Annotated in this window: 17 protein-coding genes; 12 read left to right on the top strand and 5 right to left on the bottom strand. The window is 39.1% G+C overall.

What is annotated here, in order from left to right; all coding sequences use genetic code 11:
- Positions 1 to 6: 6 nt before the first annotated feature.
- The 5 genes from pbpC to murJ are packed head-to-tail and all read right to left on the bottom strand — an operon-like array spanning position 7 to position 11,671.
- Positions 7 to 2,334, bottom strand: a complete 2,328-nt coding sequence (gene pbpC / locus CQA63_RS06945; RefSeq protein ID WP_104700264.1) for a penicillin-binding protein 1C — start codon at positions 2,332 to 2,334, stop codon at positions 7 to 9.
- The gene (locus tag CQA63_RS06940; protein ID WP_104700263.1) at positions 2,324 to 7,714 is read right to left on the bottom strand and encodes an alpha-2-macroglobulin family protein; all 5,391 of its coding nucleotides are present in this window, start codon (positions 7,712 to 7,714) and stop codon (positions 2,324 to 2,326) included. Before CQA63_RS06940 ends, pbpC begins: the two co-directional genes overlap by 11 nt.
- A 20-nt stretch (positions 7,715 to 7,734) precedes the next feature.
- Positions 7,735 to 8,688 carry a pseudouridine synthase family protein gene (locus CQA63_RS06935; RefSeq protein ID WP_104700262.1) on the bottom strand — a complete coding sequence of 318 codons (954 nt, stop codon included), beginning with the start codon at positions 8,686 to 8,688 and terminating at the stop codon, positions 7,735 to 7,737.
- Between the two features lie 38 nt (positions 8,689 to 8,726).
- On the bottom strand, positions 8,727 to 10,187 hold the full coding sequence (cysS, locus tag CQA63_RS06930) for a cysteine--tRNA ligase (RefSeq protein WP_199770706.1): 1,461 nt from the start codon (positions 10,185 to 10,187) through the stop codon (positions 8,727 to 8,729).
- Positions 10,187 to 11,671 (bottom strand): murein biosynthesis integral membrane protein MurJ, encoded by a 1,485-nt coding sequence (murJ, locus tag CQA63_RS06925; RefSeq protein WP_104700260.1) that lies wholly within the window; start codon positions 11,669 to 11,671, stop codon positions 10,187 to 10,189. The genes cysS and murJ overlap by 1 nt, the downstream gene beginning before the upstream one ends.
- Before the next feature lie 76 nt (positions 11,672 to 11,747).
- Here murJ and CQA63_RS06920 point away from each other — a divergent pair, with 76 nt between their 5' ends.
- The 12 genes from CQA63_RS06920 to CQA63_RS06870 form a co-directional block, all read left to right on the top strand.
- Complete coding sequence (locus tag CQA63_RS06920) at positions 11,748 to 13,592, top strand: hypothetical protein (protein ID WP_104700259.1); 1,845 nt, start codon at positions 11,748 to 11,750, stop codon at positions 13,590 to 13,592.
- Positions 13,589 to 14,173 carry a Holliday junction branch migration protein RuvA gene (ruvA, locus tag CQA63_RS06915; protein WP_411710159.1) on the top strand — a complete coding sequence of 195 codons (585 nt, stop codon included), beginning with the start codon at positions 13,589 to 13,591 and terminating at the stop codon, positions 14,171 to 14,173. Before CQA63_RS06920 ends, ruvA begins: the two co-directional genes overlap by 4 nt.
- Positions 14,174 to 14,193: 20 nt before the next feature.
- Positions 14,194 to 15,792, top strand: a complete 1,599-nt coding sequence (locus CQA63_RS06910) for a methyl-accepting chemotaxis protein (protein WP_104700258.1) — start codon at positions 14,194 to 14,196, stop codon at positions 15,790 to 15,792.
- A gap of 3 nt (positions 15,793 to 15,795) precedes the next feature.
- A complete protein-coding gene (locus tag CQA63_RS06905; RefSeq protein WP_147288748.1) occupies positions 15,796 to 16,233 on the top strand; it encodes a hypothetical protein in 438 nt (145 codons plus the stop codon).
- A 90-nt stretch (positions 16,234 to 16,323) separates the two neighbouring features.
- The gene (locus CQA63_RS10420) at positions 16,324 to 16,449 is read left to right on the top strand and encodes a hypothetical protein (RefSeq protein WP_280524195.1); all 126 of its coding nucleotides are present in this window, start codon (positions 16,324 to 16,326) and stop codon (positions 16,447 to 16,449) included.
- A 427-nt stretch (positions 16,450 to 16,876) separates the two neighbouring features.
- Positions 16,877 to 17,221 carry a hypothetical protein gene (locus tag CQA63_RS06900; RefSeq protein ID WP_244916283.1) on the top strand — a complete coding sequence of 115 codons (345 nt, stop codon included), beginning with the start codon at positions 16,877 to 16,879 and terminating at the stop codon, positions 17,219 to 17,221.
- Positions 17,208 to 18,080: a prolipoprotein diacylglyceryl transferase gene (gene lgt / locus CQA63_RS06895; protein WP_104700255.1), complete on the top strand. Its 873-nt coding sequence runs from the start codon at positions 17,208 to 17,210 to the stop codon at positions 18,078 to 18,080. Before CQA63_RS06900 ends, lgt begins: the two co-directional genes overlap by 14 nt.
- The gene (locus CQA63_RS06890; RefSeq protein WP_104700254.1) at positions 18,077 to 18,430 is read left to right on the top strand and encodes a DMT family transporter; all 354 of its coding nucleotides are present in this window, start codon (positions 18,077 to 18,079) and stop codon (positions 18,428 to 18,430) included. Before lgt ends, CQA63_RS06890 begins: the two co-directional genes overlap by 4 nt.
- A 26-nt stretch (positions 18,431 to 18,456) precedes the next feature.
- The gene (locus CQA63_RS06885; protein WP_104700285.1) at positions 18,457 to 18,771 is read left to right on the top strand and encodes a DMT family transporter; all 315 of its coding nucleotides are present in this window, start codon (positions 18,457 to 18,459) and stop codon (positions 18,769 to 18,771) included.
- Positions 18,772 to 18,783: 12 nt separating this feature from the next.
- The gene (panB, locus tag CQA63_RS06880; RefSeq protein ID WP_104700253.1) at positions 18,784 to 19,578 is read left to right on the top strand and encodes a 3-methyl-2-oxobutanoate hydroxymethyltransferase; all 795 of its coding nucleotides are present in this window, start codon (positions 18,784 to 18,786) and stop codon (positions 19,576 to 19,578) included.
- Positions 19,578 to 20,639, top strand: a complete 1,062-nt coding sequence (ruvB, locus tag CQA63_RS06875; RefSeq protein ID WP_104700252.1) for a Holliday junction branch migration DNA helicase RuvB — start codon at positions 19,578 to 19,580, stop codon at positions 20,637 to 20,639. The genes panB and ruvB overlap by 1 nt, the downstream gene beginning before the upstream one ends.
- A 153-nt stretch (positions 20,640 to 20,792) precedes the next feature.
- Positions 20,793 to 22,459 (top strand): methyl-accepting chemotaxis protein (locus tag CQA63_RS06870; RefSeq protein WP_147288747.1); only part of this gene is annotated, 1,667 nt, incomplete at its 3' end.

Below are 22,459 nucleotides of genomic sequence, written 5' to 3'. Positions count from 1 at the left end.
TAATTATTATTCTATTTCAAATTTGACACTATCCATACTGCCATCTTCGCCCACAATACTTAAGTGATAGCTCCCTTGCTTGAGAAATATTTTGAATGTGCTTTGAGGAGAGTGGTGGATAAGCTCTGTATTGAGATACCAAGAGATATGCTGATTTTTGAGATTAGCTATACGTATAATGAGTGCCTTTTGCCCATCAAAGTCCTTTGGCTGGAGGATTTTGAGATTTTGCGTAGGGTAGAGAATGCGCACATTTTTATGCTCTGTTTGTATATGTTTAGTGATATTGACATCTTGATTTTGATAATATGCAAGGACATCATGAGGAAGTTTTAAAACAAACTTGGGTGCTGCGTCTATAAAATGGGGGTTATAAGAATCTACTTCTTCTCCTTGATACATAAATACCTTGCGATAAAAAGGCGAGGTGCGCAATGGGTTTGCTTCACTCGGATAGAGAATGCTTTTTATAGAATCTTGCCCTTTAAGTAAGATTCTATGCTCATCACTTAAGGTGTAGCCACTAAATTTATCTACTTCAATAGAGATAATATCTTGTGAGGGGAAGTCAAAGTGTAGATTATTATCAGGGAGTGTGGAGAGGATTTCAAAGAGCAGGCTCCCTGCGGTTTTGACGCCTAAGATATTAGGATTTGGCTTGCCTGTGAAGTTGCCTGCCCATACGACAATAGTATATTTGGGGCTGCTTCCTGCAGCCCATGCGTCCTTTCTGCCATAACTTGTGCCACTCTTCCATGAAAATGTCATTTTTGCTTTGTGGTATTCTAAGCTCCCCTCTCGCTCTAATTCTTTGAGCGTTTGTAAGGTGAGGTACGCACTGCCTTTTGTGAGAAATCTCCGCATTTGCTCTTTTTGTTTGCGTGGGAGAAATGATACATCTCCAAATAGCCCATAATTGCCTAGCCCCCTATAAAGTCTTGCAATTTGGAGCATATTCATTTCTTTAGAGCCAAGTATAAAGGACAAGCCATATTGATAGGGATTACTTGAGCTAAAGCCCGCCATACTTTGGAGTTTGAAGAAGAACTTTTCATATCCATATATTTGAAGAAGCTTTACAAATGGCACATTAAGTGATTTTTGCAGGGCATATTGTGCCATTACAAGCCCTTGGTAGGTTTTAAGCGCATTTTGTGGATGAAAATTAGCAAAAAATATGGGTACATCAATAAGCAAACTCTCTGGTGCAATCAAGCCATCATCAATGCTTAGTGCATATAAAAATGGCTTTAAAAGTGAGCCCGGAGAACGCATAGCACGGATTCCATCAATTTGCCCATAATTTTGTATATCTAAAAAATCTTGCGAACCCACATAGCAGAGTATCTCCCCACTTTGGGTATCTACAATCAGTGCAGCAAGATTCAATATACCTTGGGGTAAAAGCTTGTGGTGGTATTGTTTAATGGTAGATTCTAAACGCATTTGCATTGCTTTATCAATGGTTGTATGTATGATATGCTCTTGTTCTTTTAAGGCAAGATATGTGCTTAAATGCGGTGCGATATTATGATGAGTAAGTTTATGCGCGGGTATCTTTTCTTGCAGTGCAAGGGAGAGGATATGTGCATTAAAGTAGCCCTTTTGGTGCAATCTATAGAGCAAGGCATTGCGTTTAGTGCGCAAAATAGATGTGTTTTTTTCTAAATTGATAAGTCCGGGTGCATTGGGTAAAACTGCCAAGAGGGCAGATTCCGCCCAGCTAAGAGAATTTGGCTCTTTATTAAAATACAAAAGGGCAGCTGAGTAATACCCTACAATATTGCCCCCATATGGAGCATTATTAAGATACATATTGAGAATCTCATTTTTGCTGTAGCGCACTTCAAGGGCTAGCGTTTGGAATATTTCATTGATTTTATGAGTAAATGTGCGTGGGGCTTTGGTGTAGAGCTTGACTGCTTGCATACTGATAGTGCTCCCACCCATATGTTTATTTGAGGTGCGCTTATAGAGGCTACTTGCATTATATTTTAGGCTTCGCAAAAGGGCTAGTATATCAATGCCAAAATGTTTATCAAAATGCTTATCTTCATAGGTAAGCACGGCGGCATATAATTTAAGCGGGACGTTTTGAGTGGGAGATTTAAGATGCCACTGCTCTTGTGTATTTAAAAATACACTTAAAAGTACCCCATTTCTATCTACAACACTTTTACTATATTGAGTTTGGAATATATCGCCCTCTGTGTGCTTAAGCATTTGGTAGAAATTTACAAATACCCCTAAACCATATGCCATAAAGAGCACAAAGCCAAAGCCACAGAGTAAAAAAATGCCCTTAAAAAATGCAAATGCTTTTTTACTCTTCATTATGGCGGGTTACTATAATAGGCAGAGATTCTGTATTGGCTAAAAAGCTATTATCATACATCGCTTCTGCATACGCAGGTGGTAAGAGATATAAGCCGGGCGTGATGACATTAATCTTTGCAAACATCTCCTTTTTCTGCCCGTTAAAATCTACAAACCACATGATTTTATCATCTCTTATATCCGTATAGCTCACATCTTCATGGATAAAAGAGGGGATATTGCTATGGGGATTAAGCCTTGTATTTTCTATCTCCCAACCACTGGGGAGATTCTGCGTGATAGCCACATTTGATACACTCACGGGTTTATGGGCATTATCTAGCGTAAGCTTAAGATAAAAGCTAGCCCCTGATGGCAGAGTTTTTACATCTATGGGGGTATTGTTTTCATCAACAAAGCTCCGCTTAATGGCGATTTTTGATTCCTTTGCTTGAAGTGTTTTCTCTAACAAGATTCCATGCCATACATGATTAAGATAAAGAGGGGAGTTGCTTTTTGAGTGTATTTCCCCTTGTAACGCACTAAAGGGGACTTTTAGTATATCTTTAGCCTTAAAGTTTTTATCATTAAAGTCAATGTCAATAAGTTGTTCATTCTGTGGTATGGGAGGATTTTGCGCTAAGGCTAGGAGTGCGTAGGCAAGGCTTTGAGTGGAATACCATTCATTGCTTTCTAAAGCTTGGGTAATAGAGTGAAAAGCACTTGGGGGCATACTTTTATAAATATCTATATATGCTTGTAAAATCATCGCCTCATCGCGTAAAGGCGAGCCATAGCTAAAGTGATAGTAGCTTTCATCTCTTGGAGTGCTTTTAGTAGGGAGGTCTTTGGTCATTTTTTCTGCAGTGGAGCTAAAGCCGGCAAGTTTATAGGCAGCAGCTAAAAGCCATTTATCGGTGATATGCAGAGTGTGAAAGTGCTGCTCATATATGCTATTAAGCAAGCCTACTTGTGGCTCTCCGGCTAAAGAGAGCAAATAGAGAGGGTATATCACTTTCTCTAATGGCATGGTTTTGACATAATTTATCTCATACATAAGCCATTTTTTAAGCACATTCTCGGGGACATAATAGCCAAGCGATTTGGCTAGAAGTAAGAAATGCCCCGCATACGCACTGCCCCATTCATCAGGCTTTGAGCCTCCCTGCCAATATGCAAACCCTCCATCATTTGTCTGAAACCTCCCAATACGTGCAATCCCTGCGTTGATATTATGCACTATGGTAGGCTTATCAATAAAATCTGCCTTGCTTAATGTGGTTAAAAAAAGTTGAGGAAATACGCTTGAGGTAGTCTGCTCTATGCAGCCATATGGGTAGCCCATAAGCCACCTTAGGCGGTGGTCAATGCTAAGAATGGGATTTTGGCTAATAAGCACATAGCCACTTTGCGAATCTTTAATAAAAGCTGTTGGATTTTCTAGTTGAATAGAGGCATTAGGCTCAAGCGTTAGCTTTTTGCTTAATGTGATATAGGGATTATAAGGCAAGATGTCAATGTCTGTCTTCTCTTGCATATGAAAATCCCCGCTTGAGAGCGTAATATCAATAAAATCCTGCCCTATATGCTCACTACTTACTTTGGCATTTACATATACTATTTGCGGGGTTTTATCTTTAAAAGTAAGTGCAATTTTATCTCTATCAAGTGCAATTTTCTCACCGCTTTTAAGTGTGAGTGTGGCTTTGCCCACTTTTTCTTGTGTGGGGAGTACTTCTATAGCTAGGCTAAAGGTATCGCCGATTTTTAGGCTTCTAGGGATGGTGGGCAGCATAGCCACAGGCGCACTTACTTGCATATTTTGTGAGATACTTCCAAATGCTCTATCATCTAGGGCTACTGCCATAATTCTCACACTTCCCATATATGCACCCATATCATAGCTAAAGCTCGCTTCTCCATGCTCATCACTCATAATAGGGGGACTATAAAATACCACAGGTTTAAATCGCTGTGCTTGGCTTAAGTCCTTGCGCCTTGCACTTCCCATGGCTTCATCGCCACCAGCTTTTAGCACTTGTGAGATTTTACCAATATTGCGCCCGATGATTAAGTCATAATTATCAAAGCTTAAAAGCGGCAATGCGAATTTTTGATAGAAATATGCCCAAGGATTAGGTGAGCTGAAGTTTGTTAAATCAAGCAGTCCTTCATCGACAATGGCTAGACTATAAGCCACCCTTCTATGCTCTTTATTGCTTAGTTTGACTTCAAATGTGCTATTTGGGCGTATAAGTGTAGGGGCATTTATATTGAGTGTGAGTTTAGAATCTTTATCTTCTATCATAATGGGGATAACGCCATAGAGCCGTTGAGAGCGGTCGTTGCTAAGGGTATTGTAATCTTGCAATACATGCACAGCTACATAGATATTGGGCGCATAACTTGCCTTGAGTGGGAGTGTAAAGTGTGTATTTGCCTCTTTTGTATCAATCCAAAAACGATCTAAAATCCTATCTTGCCCTATAATGCTAATAAGCGCTTTAGAATCTTTAGGGCTTTCAAAGCTAATTATGGCTTCATCTGTGCTGAGATAGTGTGTTTTGTTCGATTGGAGTTTGAGTTGTGTGAGCTTTGGTATTAATGTTGGTTCGCCATTTTGGCTTGCATAGAGTGAGATAGCACTTTTTGCACCATTGGTGGTATCTTCTACCTCTATGAAAAGCTCGCCATTTTGATTAGGGCTAAAGCTTAAAGTGCTAGGAGTGGATTTGGATAGGAGCGTGCCCTCTTGAAGAAGTTTTGTGTTTTTATCACTTTTTATATGGCGCACAAAATCATCATAATTACTATAATCCCACCACCATGAGTAGCTATTATGGTAGATTCTATAAATAAGCTCGTGGTTTGGCAGTATTTGGTGCGTTTGGCTTGAGAGCACAATAATAGGGAGGTTGATAGCTGCATTGGCATTCACATAGCGATTTTTTGGGGCTTTAATACCCACAAAGCTATCATAGAGCACTATATCTACTGCTTTGCTTGCATTCACAGCTCGCCCTCCATTTTCAAAGACCTTGACATTAAAGGTAGATTGCAAGTTTTTACCTATATTTTCTAGTTTTTGGAGGTTAAAATCTATATGTTGATAGCCATTTTTATCAAGCTTCCCTGCTTTGAAAGATTCAAAGCGGTATCGCAAAGATTGAGGGTGAGAAAAGGTATATTCGCTATATGCAGGGGCATAAAAGGGCTTTTCTTGGATAAAAAGATTCCCCTCAAAGTTTAAATTGCTTGCAGGGGCACCAAAGAGATAATGTGATTTTATATCTAAGCTCGCATTGCCATGCTCTTTTAGGGCTTGTGCATGGATTATATCTGCTGTATGTAGCTCTACTTTTATGCGATTTGGTATGATATTTTCTACTGATATATTATGCCAAAATTCACTCCCGCCGACTTTAGCTTTAAGTTGATAAATCCCGCTAGGATCAGATGCATTCGTGCTAAAAGTGTAAGAAAATAGCCCAAAAAGCGAATCTTTTAGCATAATATCTTGCACTATGCTTTTGCCTTGTGGGGAGATGATAGTTATATATATGGGGTGTGTTATAGGTTTAGCATTTGCCCTTGCTATGATATTGATATAGGCATTCTCCCCGGGGCGATACACACCTCTATCTGTGTAAATGTAAGCCTCTATGCCCTTTTTAATGTCTATCCCTCCTGTATCAAAGCCTTCTGTGCTAATGGGGGTATTTAGCTTTAAAATCGTATTATCTGCCTCTTTGCTCGCATGGAGATAGAGAATGGATTTTGCATTTTCAAAAGCCACAAAGCCTTGCGCATTGGTATTTAGTGTTTGTAGCATTTGATTTTTATGGCTAATGGCTTGGATTTGCACAGAAGAGAGAGGTTGGTTGCTTAGCATATCAAGGGCGAACACCTCAAGTTTATTATTGATTTGCTGGGCTAAGAGGGCAATATTGGAAAAAATTAAATGCTTCTCTATGCTTGCTTGGTTAAAAAACTGCTCTTTACGCCATGATGGCGTACCCTCTAAAAATTCATAATCTACATCATCTTGTGTAAAACTAAGAGAGAGGATAAAAATACCTTGCTTGTCTTTGAGTGAAGAGAGGTCAATTTCACTTTGAATCCATTGGTTTTTGACATAATCAATGGAAAATGTTTGCTCTAGCTCTACATCACCTAGCTGCTTAAAATCTGCATATATGCCATAATCTCCATAATATTCATTGCTATAGTCGTGATATTGCATATCACCGATGAGATTTTGCTTGTATAAGTAGGCGGTTGTGTTATTTGGGTAGATTTTACTTACTTTGAGATTCACATTTTTGACATTTATGCTTTTAAATGCGATTTTATCTTGTGCATTATGGGGGAGAAACACGCCTTGTTGTGAAAATGCAAGAGCTGGGGGGATTTGATGAAAAGTAATATGCTCTTCTTTGGGAGTAAGCAAGTGTGAAGTGCCAATGCCTTTAATGCCCTCTTTAATACGTAAGAGGTAGGTCTGTGAGGGTTGAAATGGCGCATCAATGCGTAAGGTATTGCCTTGTTGTGAGATTTTGCTTTGTATATGTGGTGTAATGCTAATAAAGTCTTGTAAATGTGCCTCATTGGCAAGATTGGCAGAGAAATGCACTTGAATATAAGGGGTTTGGGCATTAATGGCTTGTATGTCTATAACTTCTAAATGAGCACTACTTGCGTGTATGTAATGCAGGCTTTCATCATCTTTTAGTCCAAAATATGAGGCTTTGAGTGTGAGTGTGTAGTTTGTACTGCCCTTTTTTATCTCTAAAGAGGGAGTTTCTAAAAAAAGTTTGTCTTTTATGGATAAAAGCGTGAAGGGAATATGGTTATTTTCATCATCTTTAAAGGTAATAGCTTGGGCTATGGCTTTGTGGTCTTTATGTTCTATGGCTTGCAGGAGAGAGCTTATATCTACCTTTTGTGAGAGGGCGATTTCTGTATGGAGAGAAAAGCTATGGCTATCAGTATATATGGGAGTGAATTGAGAGAATGCTATTTGTGTGTATTGGGTATGTAGTGAAAGTGAGAGGAAATTGGTAAGCAAAGAATCTGCAAGGTTTGAGAGCTTAATGGCGAGTTTATATGTTGTATTTGGCGCTAAGAGTGGCATATTGGGCATAATAAGGAGTTCATAAGGAGATTTATATACATATTTTGCGCTAATATGTTTGCCATTAAGTGTGAATGTATCTTCATCTGCTTGGTGGATTATGCCATCTGGATCTTGCGTGATAGGCACTTTAAAGTGAAGGAGAATGCTTTGTGGTGTGGTGGAGATTTCTTTTTGATATGAGCTAAGTACATTCTCTGTGCATGCTTGCCAAAAAATGGTGATTCCAAAAATAATAACTAATGTGCCTAAAAATGCTCTCATAACCCCTCCTTGCCATATTCTTAACTTCGCCATATTTGTAACGTTAAAGGGGGCATTGTAGCGGAAGTATGAAAATATGAGCTAAAGTGTGGAGCACAATGGAAGCTAAAGCCACTCCTAAAGCTATAGAGTTTGTCTTTAAAAGAGAAGTTGAGTTGATAGGCATTCAAGCATAAATATGGCGCGCCAAAGTATTGCGTATATTGTGGGAGTTGCGGATTTTCTAGGTAGATTCTGCTGTATTCTTCCTTTGCCCCATAGAGTGGGTCGCCTAAGATTCTATGCCCTATAAAGGCACAATGCAAGCGGATTTGATGCGTTCTCCCTGTGAGGGGGATAGCTTCAATAAGTGTGGAATCTGAAGTTGTATCATACGCAATGGGGCGCACTAATGTGCGGCTTGGCTTGCCATTTTTGCAAATAATGCTTTTAATGCACAAATCCCCGCCTTTACGCATTTGTGTGCTAATGGACTCATCTATCAATATCTCTTCTTTAAGACGCCCTTGAATAATCGCGCGATATATTTTGCTTACCGCCCTTTGCTCCATGAGTTTTTTTAGCTCTTTTTGTGTTTTAGGGTTAATAGAGCAGAGTAAAAGCCCGCTTGTTTGTTTATCAAGCCTATGGAGAATGCTAGCTGTATTGCCAAAGCGAGATTTTAGGGCGTCATTGAGTGAGTAGTGATAGAATCTCCCCTTAGGGTGGCTTAGGAGATTATGGGGTTTATCATATACGCAAAAATCTTCATTGGCATAAAGTGGGGCGAGATTTATATCAGTTGCTTGGAATTCATCTAATTGCACTGCCCCAGAGAGCATTTCATTTTTGGCTACTTTGCGTCCATTTTGTCTAAGATAAGCTTTATCTATCGCCCTTTGAGCGGCTTTGAGGCTATAGCCCCGCTCCCGCATAAGGAATAAAAACGCTGCTATAGGCTCTTTGAGATAATAATGCTTAGTAACAAAGGGCATTTATGTCCTTAAAGTGAGAATCTTATAGTATAGCCCTCTTATATCTTCTCCCAAGTTGTGCCAGAGGGGGTATCCATAATTTCAATCCCCTCTTGTTTAAGGCTATCGCGTATGCTATCTGCTAGGGCATAATCTTTTGCCTTTTTTGCTTCTATTCTTTTAAGAATTTGTGCTTGAATATATTGCTTTTTTTCTTGGCTTAGTCCGAGCTGGAAGTAGCTTTGAGCTTCTTTACCTCCAAGCCCTAGGAGGTATTCTACACAGGCAAGATTTGCTCTAATAGTCTGCTTTTGGGCTTTGTCTTTGGGGTTTTTATCTAAGATTTCATTACTACGTGCAAGCATATCTTCAATAATACTTAGAGCTTTTGAGATATTATAATCATCACTTAGGGCTAAAAGCAGCTCATTTTTAAAATCTTGTTGTGCGTTTTTAGCAATATTTTTTAGCATATTGAGGTATGTTAAATCATTATGTGCCGTAGAATCGGGCATATCATTACTGGGCAGTATGCGCTTTTTTAGTCGGTAGATTTTATCAAGCCGTTTTTTGCTCTGCAATAAATCTTCTTCATTAAAGTTAAGGGCTAGACGATAATGCACCCCTAGCAGGTAATTGCGCAAAATTTCGCCATCATAGGATTGAAGGGCATCTTTGATAAAAAAGCTATTGCCAAGTGATTTACTCATTTTTTCACCATTGATATTGACAAATCCATTATGCAACCAGTATTTAGCAAGCTCTCTTCCAGTCGCACAGCGCGTTTGAGAAGCCTCATTTTCATGATGAGGGAAGAGCAAATCCGCACCCCCTGCATGTATATCAATCGCATAGGGCTTGTCTTTATAGGCTAGATGTTCTTCAATCATTGCCGAGCATTCAATATGCCAGCCCGGACGACCCTTACCAAAAGTGCTTTCATAAGCAATATCTTGTGCTCCTTTATAGCCTTTCCATAATGCAAAGTCATTACTCTCTAATTTATCTTGTGCATTTTGTATGCGGCTTTGGTTTTGCGTATCTTCACTGCGATGAGAGAGGGCTCCATAGCGCGTATCTTTATGGATACTCAAATAAATATCGCTATTTTCTCCCTTATAGGCATAGCCTTTTTGCAGGAGCGATTCTATCATTTGGCATATTTGGGGGAGATTGTCTGTGGCTTTTGGCTCAATATCTGCACGTAATACTAAAAGGGCGTCCATATCTTGCAGGTAGAGGTTGATGTACTTTTCGCTTAATTCCTTTACATTTATGCCACTTTGTAGGGATTTTTTAATGATTTTATCATCAATATCTGTGAAGTTTTTGACAAAAAGCACTTCAAAATCTAAAAACAAAAAGAGTCTCCGCCAGAGATCAAAGGCTATAGAGCTTCGTGCATGCCCCAAATGCGCGTCATCATACACGGTAGGTCCGCATACATAAAGGCGCACTTTGTTTTCCACCAATGGCACAAAGGGGAGCTTTTGCTTTTTTGCACTATCAAAGAGTGTAATCATAAGAGATTCCTTACAAAGAGATGAAATGCCTGCACAAAGGTTTTGATATAGGGTTTGAGCCAATAGAGGAGCAAAACCTCAATACTGATAATGCCTACAAGCAGTAGCCATGCTTTTGTGTGAGATATTATAGCTAAGAATTGCTTGAAGCCAAAGATTCTAAGTGTGAGCATAAAAAGCACAAAACCGCTTAAACTCCCTGAAAGGGCTAGTCCCATTGCGCCAAATGGGTGCATAAGGATAAGTGAGAATATCACGCCACAGAGCAAAGAAATAGCTGATATTTTTGCTGCTTTAGCTTGCATTTGATAGGAATAAAGCCATAAAGAGAAGATTCTACTTAAGCCAAAGGGCACTAAGCCAATCATATACGCGCTAAAAACTTGGGCGACAATGCGAGTGTTTTCTTCACTAAATTGCCCCCATTGATATAAAAGGCTAATGATTTCTTCACTCAGCATAATTCCCCCAATGACACATATACATAAAATAATGAGTAAAAACCAAAATGCCTTTTTGAGGGCATTTAGGGCTTGGGTGTTTTGCTTATTTTTAATGGCTTTTGCGATGAGGGGGAAGAGCGCGGTTGAAATAGCTATAGCAAAAATCGCTAGGGGGAATTGGAAGATTCTATTGGCATAATAAAGGGCGCTAATGCTCCCTGTGGCAAGAAATGAAGCTAAAAGTGTATCTGTAAAGCTAGCAAGCTGTGCAGTGGAGCTCCCAAGCATAGCGGGGAAAAACTGCTTAAAAAACGCCTTTACTTCTGCCTTTGCCTCTTTTATGCGCGCTTTGACTTTGGCATTTGCGTGTTTAGAGTGTATCCATTGTGAGAGTTCTATCACCCCTACCCATAGGAGTTTAAAGAATCTCAAGCGATAGAGGGGATAAAAATGTAAAAGAATTTGAGCTATGCCCCCGCAGATAACCCCATAGCTTAGCATATAGACTACCTGCATAGAATCTTTACTCTCACTTAAAAATAAGGCAGCAATCATCGCAAGGTTTAAAAGCGCGGTATTGTAGGCATTGACCCAAAAGCAGTTTTTATATTGTAAAAGTGCAGAGAGAAAGGTTACGATAAACACAAGCTCTAAATACCAAAAGTTAATGGCTACAATGGGTTTAGCAAGCTCTATGGTATGCTCATCAAATCCGTATGCAAGCAGCTTGGTAAAAAACCCACTAAAGCAAGCTACAAGCAAAGAGAGGACAAAAATAAAAAGTGCAAAGATACAAAAAGTAATGAGTGCGAACATACCCTTTCTGCGGCTATGGATAAAATTAGGCAAAAAGCTTTGTGTAAAAGCCCCCTCACCAAAGACACGTCTAAAGAGATTGGGGAGTTTAAAAGCAGCAAAGAATATATCACTATATATGCTTGCCCCCAAGATTTTTGCCATACATAAATCGCGCACTAAGCCAGCAATACGTGAGAGCAAAATACCGCTGCTATTGGTTAAAAAAGCCTTTTTAATCAAAAATTACCCTTTATAAAGATTAAAAGCGTACAATCATAGCTGTAATAAATAAACTTTAGAGCTACGAGGGGGTCGTATGCAGCTTTTTGAACCTATTTCTATCAAAGCATGCCCTGATGTCAAGGCTGAAATTAAAAAAATCTGCGAAATGTATGCGATAGAAGAGCAAATGGTGAGCTTTGATATATTGCAAATCAATACCCTTTATCGCGGTGAAAAAAAGAAAGACTTTAGTATCCTTACCCCAGAGGAATGCGAGCAAATATTAGGTGATGAGGCAAAATATAATCAAAATGATTTTGAGCTAAAACAAGTTTATGATGTCGTATTGCGTGGGTTAAAAGAGGGGGATTTAGCCCCATTTGTAGCCTTAAATGTGGATAGTGAATGCTATGAGCTAAGCTTAGAGCTCAAAAAGGGCTTAGAGATAGGCGATGATGAGGGGTTTTTTAATGAATTATATGCACAAATTACAAGAGCAAAGGTATTAGAACGCGTTGTGGTGCGAATCTTTGGGGATAAGACTGCACAAGAGATTCAAGCTTTAAGGGAGTTGTTTCAGTCCCTTGAAATATCTGGCAAGCTAGAGGCTACGCGAAGTTTTGTGATTGCAAAAGCGGGGGGATATACCCCGAGTATGAATTCACATTTTAAATTTATCTTACAAGAAGAGTGGAATGCGAGTCATATCCCTAGCGTTGATTTTGCCTCCTTTGCAGCAAAGAGTGGGGAGCTAGTGGGGTTAGGATTCAAAGCACAAGAGGGCGTGAGTGGGCGTAATTTAAGGGGAGAGTATGTGAATGTCAAAAAAGAAAAAAGAGAATCCCAAGCACAATTAAGATGTAAAGAAGAAGAGTTTAGGATGGAAGAAAAATCAGATGTCATCGAGTATTATGCCCTGCAAGATTCCTATGTGAGTTTAGGCGAGGGGGAGCTAAAAATGATTATTGACTTTCATTTGCCTGAAGTAAGCTTACGTAAAAGTGGCTCACTCCTTGGAGGAGATAAAAAGGGCTTTGTACTTGAAGTAGCATGTGCAGATCCTAATCAAGATGCTATAGGTGCAGGTATCGTGCTTGAGGCAGCAGATGTGAAGATTTATGGGAGTGTCGCAGAAAATGCCAAAATCATAGCCCATAAAGTAGAAATTAATGGGCAAACACACCAGAGTTCAGTAGTGCAAGCCCAAGAAGTCAATATCGATATTCATAAAGGCAAAGCCTTAGGGGAGAAAGTCCATATTAATCGCTTAGAATTAGGCAATATAGAGGGGGAAGAGGTATTTATAGAGCAGGCTAATGGTGGAAATGTCAGGGCTAAAGATATAGTCATTGGTACTCTTCATTCACACACAAACCTTACCCTCTCGCATTCTTTACATATTACAAATATAAGCGGCGGGGAAAATCAAATTACCATTTCTTCAAGGGCTTCTTTAAAAACGCAAGAAGAAGTCCAGCATATTAATGCAAGCCTTGAGCATAACTTCCAATTGATGAATTCACTTCTTAGCGTTTTAAGCAAAGATCTCGCCTTAGTGCGTAGGACAAAACCCGTGATAGAAAAAATCAAAGTGATTATAGAAGATAATAAGAAAAACAATAAACCCAATGAACGTAACATTACTGATAGCATAGCAGAATATGTGATTTTACTTCGTCGTGCAAAATATCTCAAAGAGCGACTCCTTGAATTGCAAAAGGAGAGTAAAGACCTCAATGCGATTTTAGAGCATCTTGATAAGCAAACAAAAGAAGCAAGCATTGTCGCAGATAGCCCATGGCAGGGAGAGAATGAAATTATATATGAAAGCTTTTTCCCAGAAATTAAAGATGTTTTACTCCTTAGCGATGGCGAGAGTGCGGATATACATATTGAACAAAACCAACATAAACTCCAAAAGGTGGAGCGGGCACAATGAGTATGATTGTGGGTTTAAGGGGCGTGGTATGTGTATTAGAGCCTATGCGTATCGAAATAGATGTGGGGGGAGTGATTTATGGGGTGCAGATGTCTTTTAATGCTACAAATGCCTTGAGGGCAGAGCTAGAAGGAAATGCACAAAAGGCAGTGCAGATTCTTTGTGTGCATATTATCCGCGAAGATGCACATTTGCTTTTTGGCTTTGTTAGGGATATAGAGAGGCAGACATTTGAGCGATTGCTTAAAATTAATGGCGTAGGTCCTAAAGTAGCCCTTGCTATCCTCTCTACCTATAGCCCTGAGCAGTTTGCGCATATTGTGGCAAATAAGGATATTGATGCGCTAAAAAAGGTGCCCGGCGTAGGGCATAAAGGTGCGGGGAAAATTATGATTGATGTAGCAGGATTCTTTGCAGAGCTCTTAGAGAGTGCGCCCGTTTATAATGATCTCAAGCATGAAGCCTCACTTGCCTTGCAGAGTTTGGGCTTTAAGGAAAATGAGATTGCAAAAATGCTTGATGGCATTGAGCTTACAAGCGTATCTGAAATTGTCAAGGAAGCATTAAAACGATTAAAATAAGCTAAAAAGGAGGGGGGAGTATGTTGCAATCATTTCGTTCAAAAGTGCTTTTTACTTTAATGGTGTTTATTATCATTGGCTTTGGCGTGCTTTATGGCATTATTAGCACAGGCTATCAAAATATGGCAGTCAAGGAGGGGAAGCGAAATGCGCAAATGCTAGGGGATTCTATCTTTCAAACTGTGCGTATGAGTATGAATATAGGCATAAGGGAAGTGATTGATGCTGGGCTTTTAGATGCGAGCAAGATTTCAGGAGTGCTTGGGCTGCAAATCCATAAAAGCCAAAGTGTGATTGATTTATTTGGTATGAGTGCAAAAGTCAGCAATGATAAAGAAGTGCTTGATGTGTTTGCAAGCAAGGAGGCTAAACTTAAAGAATCTTATGAAAATGGCATACATAATGTAACATTTCTTAAGCCTTTGATAGCCGATGAGAGTTGCATGGCATGTCATCAATATGAGAAAACTCAAAGTGGAGATGTGCTGGGGGTATTAGAGCTTAAAATCTCTACACAGAGCTTTTATGAGCAAATTGAAGAGAGCGAAAATTATCTTTTGCTTACGATGTTTGTAGCAGGCATATTGATATTGCTTGGCTTATATATATTCTTTGAAAAAGAGCTTGTAAAGCCGCTTAATCATCTACGTAATATGGCAAGAGATCTCACAGAGGGGGGAAGTGGGGACTTAACCAAGCGCATTGCTATAAAAAGTAATGATGAGGTGGGGACTACTTCAGGCTATGTGAATAAATTTATCCAAACCATACAAGATACCATCGCCTTAAGCAAGCATGTAAGCGATGAGAGCACCCAAACATGTAATGAACTTTTAGATGTATCTCATACTTTATCTCAAAATGCTGATTCGCAGTTTGAATTAGTAGATAAGGTAAATGCTTTAGCTCATAATGTCAGTGAGAATCTTGATAATGCCTTGCAAATTGCCAATGAGACAAGAAATAATGTAGAGCAAACCGAACATGTGCTTGATGAATTTGTGAAAAATCTCCAAGATTCCATAGCACTTATTAATACTTCCGCACAGAATCAGCATAATATCTTAACCCATGTAGAAGAGCTAGAGGGTATGGCTGAGCAAATTAAATCTGTTTTATCGATTATTAATGATATAGCAGACCAAACCAATCTCCTAGCCCTTAATGCCGCCATTGAAGCCGCACGTGCTGGAGAGCATGGCAGGGGCTTTGCGGTGGTAGCCGATGAAGTGAGAAAGCTCGCAGAAAAAACGCAAAAATCCCTCAATGAAATCGCTGCAAGTGTGAATCTGGTGATACAAAGCATTAATGATATGGGGCAGAATGTCAAAGAGGGGAGCGAAGATATGACACATATCGCAGAGAAGACAAAGCCCCTTATTGATGAAGCCCATGATACCCATGCTAAGCTCACTTCTACCAAACACAATGCTCTCTCTTTAAGAGAAATTAGCACTTCTATTGCCCAAAGTACCAAAGAACTTGCAGATATGATGCAAGATATAGCCAAATCTTCAGAATCCACCCAAAGTGCGGGGCATAATATCCACAAAATCGCTAATGATATGTCTTTAAAGGTAAAAGCACTTAATGACGCCATTAGCAAGTTCCATACTTAAAATATGAGAGTGTATCAAAGGGAATTTAAGGCGAGTTTGAGCGATGTGGGGGCTATGCTTGTATGGATAGAATCTCATCTTCCTTGCAAGGGGCAAAGTATCGATAATATCGGACTTGCATTTTGCGAATGTGCTCATAATATCATCGAGCACCATATAATGCGCATAGATAAATTACATCTTTACACATTGCCCAAATCTCGCCCCTTGCCTTGCTCTTTGGGATTATCTAAGGGCATTACTTGTAAGATGATTATTAAGGCTACGCATATTATTGTCACATTATCTTTCCCTTTTAAGCCTTGCTACAAATATGCTAAAAACACTGCTTTTGTGCCTTTAGGCGGGAGGGGAAAAGCTCTTATTAAAGCGTGTGGTGGGGCATTTCGCTTGAGGGTAAGCCCTCCTAGGGGCATACTTTCATTACGTTGTAAAATATAGCCAAGTTTAATCGATGTTTAATTGATGTTTAATTGCATGCAATAAAGCTTTGCTAGAATTGGCTTTGGAGGCATTGCAGAGTTTGCCATATTGTTATGTTTTATGGATGGCGTGAGCGGAGATGAAGAATCTCTACCTAATTTACTAGAAATTCTTTTAGAGATTCTTCACCTGCTATACAGGTTTAGAATGACAAAAGTCCCAAACTTCCCCTAGCAGTGAAGTCTATCTATAAAGCGACATACAAGTATGGCGGGGGTGGATATATAATGGGGCAAGAGTGTTATTGTGGAGCATTATTATGGGGTTGGAGCTTGCCTGCACAAGTAAAGTATATAAGCCTCATTATTTTATAAAACTTTGCACATTTAAGCCCTTCCACCTTATAGAAAAAGAAAAAAGAGAATCGCTAGAAAATTCGCTCCCTTGTCATATCTAGCGGGAGCATAGCGAAGCGAAGAATTGCTGTGGGCTTTCTGTGATTCTTATAGAGAGTCTCTAGTAGATGAGAGATTCTTTGGCTTTTGCAAAGCTCTAAGAAAAGCCTAAGACAAGATAAAGTAATTTCCCTTGCAGGTAGAAAATGTATCGCCTTTAGTATGGAGCGCAAAGTGGAGGCAAAATCTCTATTGTAAATTAATAAATGGTGGGGTATATGGGATTAAGTGTTGTAAGTATTAATGATTTAGAAATGGTAAGAAGTGTAGGGAAGCTAAAGACCTATGATGCGTTTTTAGCCTTTAAAATTGACCTTGAAAATATTTTGCCTGAATTTTTAGCCCATAATGAGCTTTTGCGGCTTTATTTTATCCAAGCTTATCCGCTTAGCTCGTATGTGTTGGGGTATTTGTTTAAGTTACGAAGTGTAGATAAAATCACTATAGAGATTATTGTTGATGATGTGAGATTATTTATGTTTTTTGATGAAATCGATATGATTGATGAGTTTAAAATTAAAATCATGGAGGATAAGCTTGGAACACTATAGCGTATGGAATAGAATCTACGAATACATTGACCCCATAGCCTTTGAGGTATTTAATATCAATGTCCATTGGTATGGGATTATGTATGTGGGGGCTATGCTTATAGCACTTCTTATTGCTAAGGCTTTTGTCAAATACCAACCCAAACGTTTCCCCATTACACAAGAACTTCTTGATAGCTTTTTTATTTGGGTAGAAATAGGTGTGATTTTAGGCGGTCGTATAGGATATGTGCTGATTTATTCTCCGCAGAGATGGGAATATCTCCTGCAGCCTTGGCAGATGTTTAACCCCTATGAAGATGGTGTGTTTGTGGGCATTAGCGGGATTAGTTATCATGGAGCGGTGAGTGGGTTTGTGATAGCGGCGATATTATTTTGCTATTTTAAAAAGCAGCCTTTTTGGGTATTTATGGACCTCTCAGCCATTTCCATTCCCTTGGGCTATGTATTTGGACGTTTGGGGAATTTCTTTAACCATGAGCTTTTTGGGCGAGTGATAGAAACTGATGGCATATCAGCAAAAATAGGCATATTGGTAAATGGGGAGTTACGCTACCCCAGTCAGCTTTTTGAAGCTTTTAGCGAGGGGATATTGGTGTTTCTTATTTTGTTTTGGCTTATGCGTTATGTGAAAAAGCCCGGTGCGTTGCTTGTGGCTTATGGTATGCTTTATTCATTGGCAAGATTTATATGTGAATACTTTAGAGAGGCAGATGTGCAAATGGGATATTATAACTTTGGCTTATCTATGGGGCAGATTCTAAGTTTTGTGATGTTTGCTATGAGTGCTGTGATTTTAATGTTGATATATCAAAAGCCCACATTGTTTCTCCCTCAAAATAAAGGAGCAAAAAAATGAGTTTAATAAAGGCGTATGTATTTTTATTCTGCGCTGTTATGGTAGAAATCATAGCCCTAAGTCTGCTGAAAGCCACTTTACAAGAAGAGTATAGGAATTTTGGGCTTTTGGGTATGTATATATTGCTTGTATTGTCTTATTTTTTTATGGCGCTTTGTTTAAAGCGCTTGCCTATTAGTATAGCGTATGCGATTTGGGAGGCTCTAGGAGGCTTGTGTGTAACACTCATTGGGATTTTTTATTTTAATGAAGAGCTCTCATTTTATCAAAAATGCGGCATTTTGCTTGCTTTATGCGGGATTTGTCTTATGAATTATGCTGAGCTTAGAGCCCATAGGAGGCAAAGATAATGGAGCATTGGCTTCATACTCAAGCAATGGCACTCTCTTTGGTGGTTTTGGCAGCGTTTTTTGACATTGGGGCGAATTTGCTTTTAAAAAAATCACAAGGCTTTACACATAAGGGTTACACTTTAGCTTGTATTGTAATGGTTTGTGTGGCTTTTACACTTTTAGCCTTAGGAATTGAGGTTATCCCCTTAAGCGTGGCTTATACGACTTGGGGTGCAGTGGGGATTATTGGCACTACTTTAGGAGGCTATGTGTTTTTAAAAGAAAAGCTAAGTTTTATAGGGTATTTGGGCATTGCTATGGTTATATGCGGGGTAGTGCTCTTACATATAGAATCTTAATAAGGAGGCATTATGCTAGATAAAAAGATGACACTTGGGCAATTAAGGGCAAAAAAGGGTGTGGAGAAAATCACAGCTATTACCGCTTATGACGCACTTATGGCGCATATTTTTGATGGCGAGGTGGATATACTTTTAGTAGGTGATAGCCTCAATATGAGCTTTGGGGGAAATAATGATACACTTAACCTCACTACAGAAGAGATGATTTATCACACAAAGGCTGTGTGTAGGGCAGTGAAGCATTCTTTTCTTATTGCAGATATGCCATTTGGAAGTTATATTACCACAAAAGAAGCTCTAAAAAATGCACGTAAATTCTATAAACATACGCGAGCAGATGCTATTAAACTCGAAGTAGGCATAGAAAAGTATGCACTCATTAAAGCGCTGTGTGATGAGGGGTTTGCAGTAATGGCACATATTGGCTTAAAGCCTCAATTTATGCGCTTTGATGGTGGATTCAAAATAAAGGGCAAGCAAGAAGCCCAATGTAATGAGCTCATAGAATGCGCGCTTGCTATGCAGGAAGCAGGAGCGTTTGGAATCTTAATTGAGGGTGTTACAAAGCAAACAGGTCATGCCATTACTCAAGCGATTAAAATCCCTACCATTGGCATTGGTGCGGGGGTGGATTGTGATGGGCAGATTTTGGTATGGAGTGATGCGTTTGGGTTTTTTGATACATTTCAGCCTAAGTTTGTGCGCCGTTATTGTGATGGCAAAAGTATGCTTAAAGAGGCTATAAGGGCTTATGCTAAAGATGTGAAGTCATGTGCTTTCCCTAGCGATAGGGAGAGCTATTAATGGAAAAAATCTCACTTCAAAAGTCAAATATTCAAAGTGTTGAGCCAAATCGTGTAGTTGAGGTAGAGAAATTAAGCTTTGAATCTGCCCAAGAGGCTTCTTTACGCCCAAATATGTGGGAAGAATACATCGGACAAGAAAAGATTAAAAAGAATCTAAAAGTCGCCATTGAAGCGAGTAAGAAGCGCAAAGAATGCTTGGATCATATTTTATTCTTTGGACCGCCCGGATTAGGTAAAACCACTCTTAGTCATATTATCGCGCATGAAATGGAGAGTAATATCAAAGTAAGTGCCGCCCCTATGATCGAAAAAGCAGGTGACTTAGCAGCGATTTTAACCAATCTCAATGATGGGGATATTTTATTTATCGATGAGATACATCGCCTAAGTCCGGCTATTGAGGAGATTCTCTACCCTGCTATGGAGGACTTTCGTTTGGATATTATCATCGGTTCAGGTCCAGCAGCTCAGACGATTAAGCTTGATATTGCACCTTTTACGCTTATTGGTGCGACAACTCGTGCAGGTATGCTATCAAATCCATTGCGGGATAGATTTGGCATGAGTTTTCGTTTGCAATTTTATCAAAGCCATGAACTTTCGCGCATTGTGTCATTAGCAGCTCAAAAGCTTAAGCGGACTATCTCTCAAAGTGGAGCAGATGAGATCGCTAAGCGCTCAAGGGGCACGCCTCGTATTGCATTACGATTATTGCGTAGGGTGCGGGATTTTGCCGATGTGGGGCTTTATGCAAGTGAGGGGGAGATTAACCTTGAATGTGTGAAATACGCTCTTAATGAGCTTGGCGTAAATGAATTAGGATTTGATGAACTCGATTTGCGCTATTTGGATATTTTACTCCAAGCTCAAGGCAAACCTATAGGATTAAGCACCATTGCAGCGGCTATGAGTGAAGATGAGGCAACCATTGAAGATGTGATTGAGCCGTATTTATTGGCAAATGCCTATTTAGAGCGCACTGCCAAAGGTCGCATAGCTACAGCGAAAACCTATGAATTATTTAAAATTCCAATAATTACACAAAATTCTCTTTTTTAGTGTAATTATTACTTTTTTCTCCATTCATTTACTATTTTTAGAAGAAAGAGCATTTTAATATAGAAAATTATTTTGTTTAAAATGGTTAAGAAATTTAAAACCTTTTACAACTAATTTTAATTTTATCTTTGAAAAGAAAGAGGGGCATTGAATATGTTTAGAAATATGAGTATTGGCAATAAAGTAAGTTTGATTTTGACATTAGCTTTGCTTATTGGGAATATTTGGGCAATTTTACTTGTGTCTTTGAATATCAAAGGCAGTATGCTAGATGACGCTAAAAGATTTTTAATGGCTAAGGCAAGCTCTGATACACAAAAATCTGAAGAATACTTTAACGTCGCAGGAGCGGGCTTGCAATCTATGGCTAAGGCGATTGAGGCACGTTTAAATGAGCAAGAGGTGATGTCTCCTTTAGTTTTAAAAAGCCTACTTGGCTATATTGTGGATTATGACCAAAGCATAGTGGCAACTTATGTGAAAATCCAAAGTAACTTGTATGATGAGGATATTCAAGAGGGTATGGTATTTGTAGATGATAATCCACAAAGCTACAATCAAGGCATTAATACAGGCTCCATATACGATATAAGGAGCAAAGATGGCAAAAACTTAATAGAAACTTTTGCAAATGTCCCTATAAGGAATGCCTCTCCTGAGGAAGTGATGTTTTCTGACCCTACTTCTTTAATGTATCGTTCAGAAGAAATTAAGGCAATAAGTATTGCTTTTCCCGTGTATTATGAGAAAAAGCGTATAGGAGTTGTGGGGGCTGTTATTAATATGAGTGAGTTTGGGGAGCAGATTCTCTCAAAGGCAACTAATGCTTTCCCGCATACTCGCCGACTTTTGCTTGGGGACAATGAGCTCGTGGTAGCTTATTATGATAAAGGAGCAATAGGTTCTTCAATACTATCAGTAAGTGATACATTGGGTACAAAGAGGGCAATAGAGCTCCAAAAGTCAAACAAAGAGAGCCAAGATATTGTAGAAATGGTATCAAAGGAGGGCTTAGAGGGCTTAGTGGCTCTCCATAGCTTTGAAGTGTGGGATGGTGTATATTGGACAATGTTTAATTTTGCTCCATATGATGAGCTTTTAGCAGAGCTGCATTCTACAGAGATAAATATTATTGTTATTTTACTTATTACTATGGTGATCGTGAATCTTTTAGTCGTGGGCTATGTGAAATTTATTATGCAAAAAGATATAAGAATGATTTATGATGGGCTAAAGGAGTTTTTTGCATTTTTAAAATATGAGCGAAATGATGTCGCTCATATTGCTGTAGATAAAGGCGATGAGCTTGGCAAAATGGCAAAACGTATTAATGAAGCGGTGGTGGATATTAAAGCCCATATGGAAATAGATAATATGGCGATTTCTCAAGCCATAGATTCTGTCCATAAGGTCGAGCAGGGGGATTTGACTATCCGCTTAAAGACAAGGGCAAATAATCCTAATCTTTTAAAACTCCAAGATATTTTAAATGAATTACTTGACGTGCTGCAAAAACGTGTGGGAAGTGATATGAATTTAATTCATGATGTTTTTGAGCAATACAAGAGGTTAGATTTTACAAGCCAAATTCCTAATGCGAAAGGTAATGTTGAAATTACAGCAAATGTTTTGGGAAAAGAAATGTCGCAAATGCTTGCTATCTCAAGTGGATTTGCTCAACGCTTAACCCAAGAGGCACAAACTTTGCAAGAAGCCGTAAATAACCTCACTAATCTCACTAACTCTCAAGCAAGCTCATTAGAGCAAACCGCTCAAGCTGTAGAAGAGATTACCGCTTCTATGCAAAATGTCAGTGGTAA

It is taken from the genome of Helicobacter marmotae (genome assembly GCF_003364255.1).
GTDB classification, from domain to species: Bacteria; Campylobacterota; Campylobacteria; order Campylobacterales; family Helicobacteraceae; genus Helicobacter_C; species Helicobacter_C marmotae.
This window is presented reverse-complemented; position numbering and strand designations above follow the sequence as displayed.

What these genes read in the sequence shown, in the direction of transcription:
- pbpC (WP_104700264.1), bottom strand. Translation starts at nt 2,334, where the DNA reads ATGAAGAGTAAAAAAGCATTTGCATTTTTTAAGGGCATTTTTTTACTC.
- CQA63_RS06940 (WP_104700263.1), bottom strand. Translation starts at nt 7,714, where the DNA reads ATGAGAGCATTTTTAGGCACATTAGTTATTATTTTTGGAATCACCATT.
- CQA63_RS06935 (WP_104700262.1), bottom strand. Translation starts at nt 8,688, where the DNA reads ATGCCCTTTGTTACTAAGCATTATTATCTCAAAGAGCCTATAGCAGCG.
- CQA63_RS06920 (WP_104700259.1), top strand. Translation starts at nt 11,748, where the DNA reads ATGCAGCTTTTTGAACCTATTTCTATCAAAGCATGCCCTGATGTCAAG.
- ruvA (WP_411710159.1), top strand. Translation starts at nt 13,589, where the DNA reads ATGAGTATGATTGTGGGTTTAAGGGGCGTGGTATGTGTATTAGAGCCT.
- CQA63_RS06910 (WP_104700258.1), top strand. Translation starts at nt 14,194, where the DNA reads ATGTTGCAATCATTTCGTTCAAAAGTGCTTTTTACTTTAATGGTGTTT.
- CQA63_RS06905 (WP_147288748.1), top strand. Translation starts at nt 15,796, where the DNA reads ATGAGAGTGTATCAAAGGGAATTTAAGGCGAGTTTGAGCGATGTGGGG.
- CQA63_RS06900 (WP_244916283.1), top strand. Translation starts at nt 16,877, where the DNA reads ATGGTGGGGTATATGGGATTAAGTGTTGTAAGTATTAATGATTTAGAA.
- CQA63_RS06890 (WP_104700254.1), top strand. Translation starts at nt 18,077, where the DNA reads ATGAGTTTAATAAAGGCGTATGTATTTTTATTCTGCGCTGTTATGGTA.
- CQA63_RS06885 (WP_104700285.1), top strand. Translation starts at nt 18,457, where the DNA reads ATGGCACTCTCTTTGGTGGTTTTGGCAGCGTTTTTTGACATTGGGGCG.
- panB (WP_104700253.1), top strand. Translation starts at nt 18,784, where the DNA reads ATGCTAGATAAAAAGATGACACTTGGGCAATTAAGGGCAAAAAAGGGT.
- ruvB (WP_104700252.1), top strand. Translation starts at nt 19,578, where the DNA reads ATGGAAAAAATCTCACTTCAAAAGTCAAATATTCAAAGTGTTGAGCCA.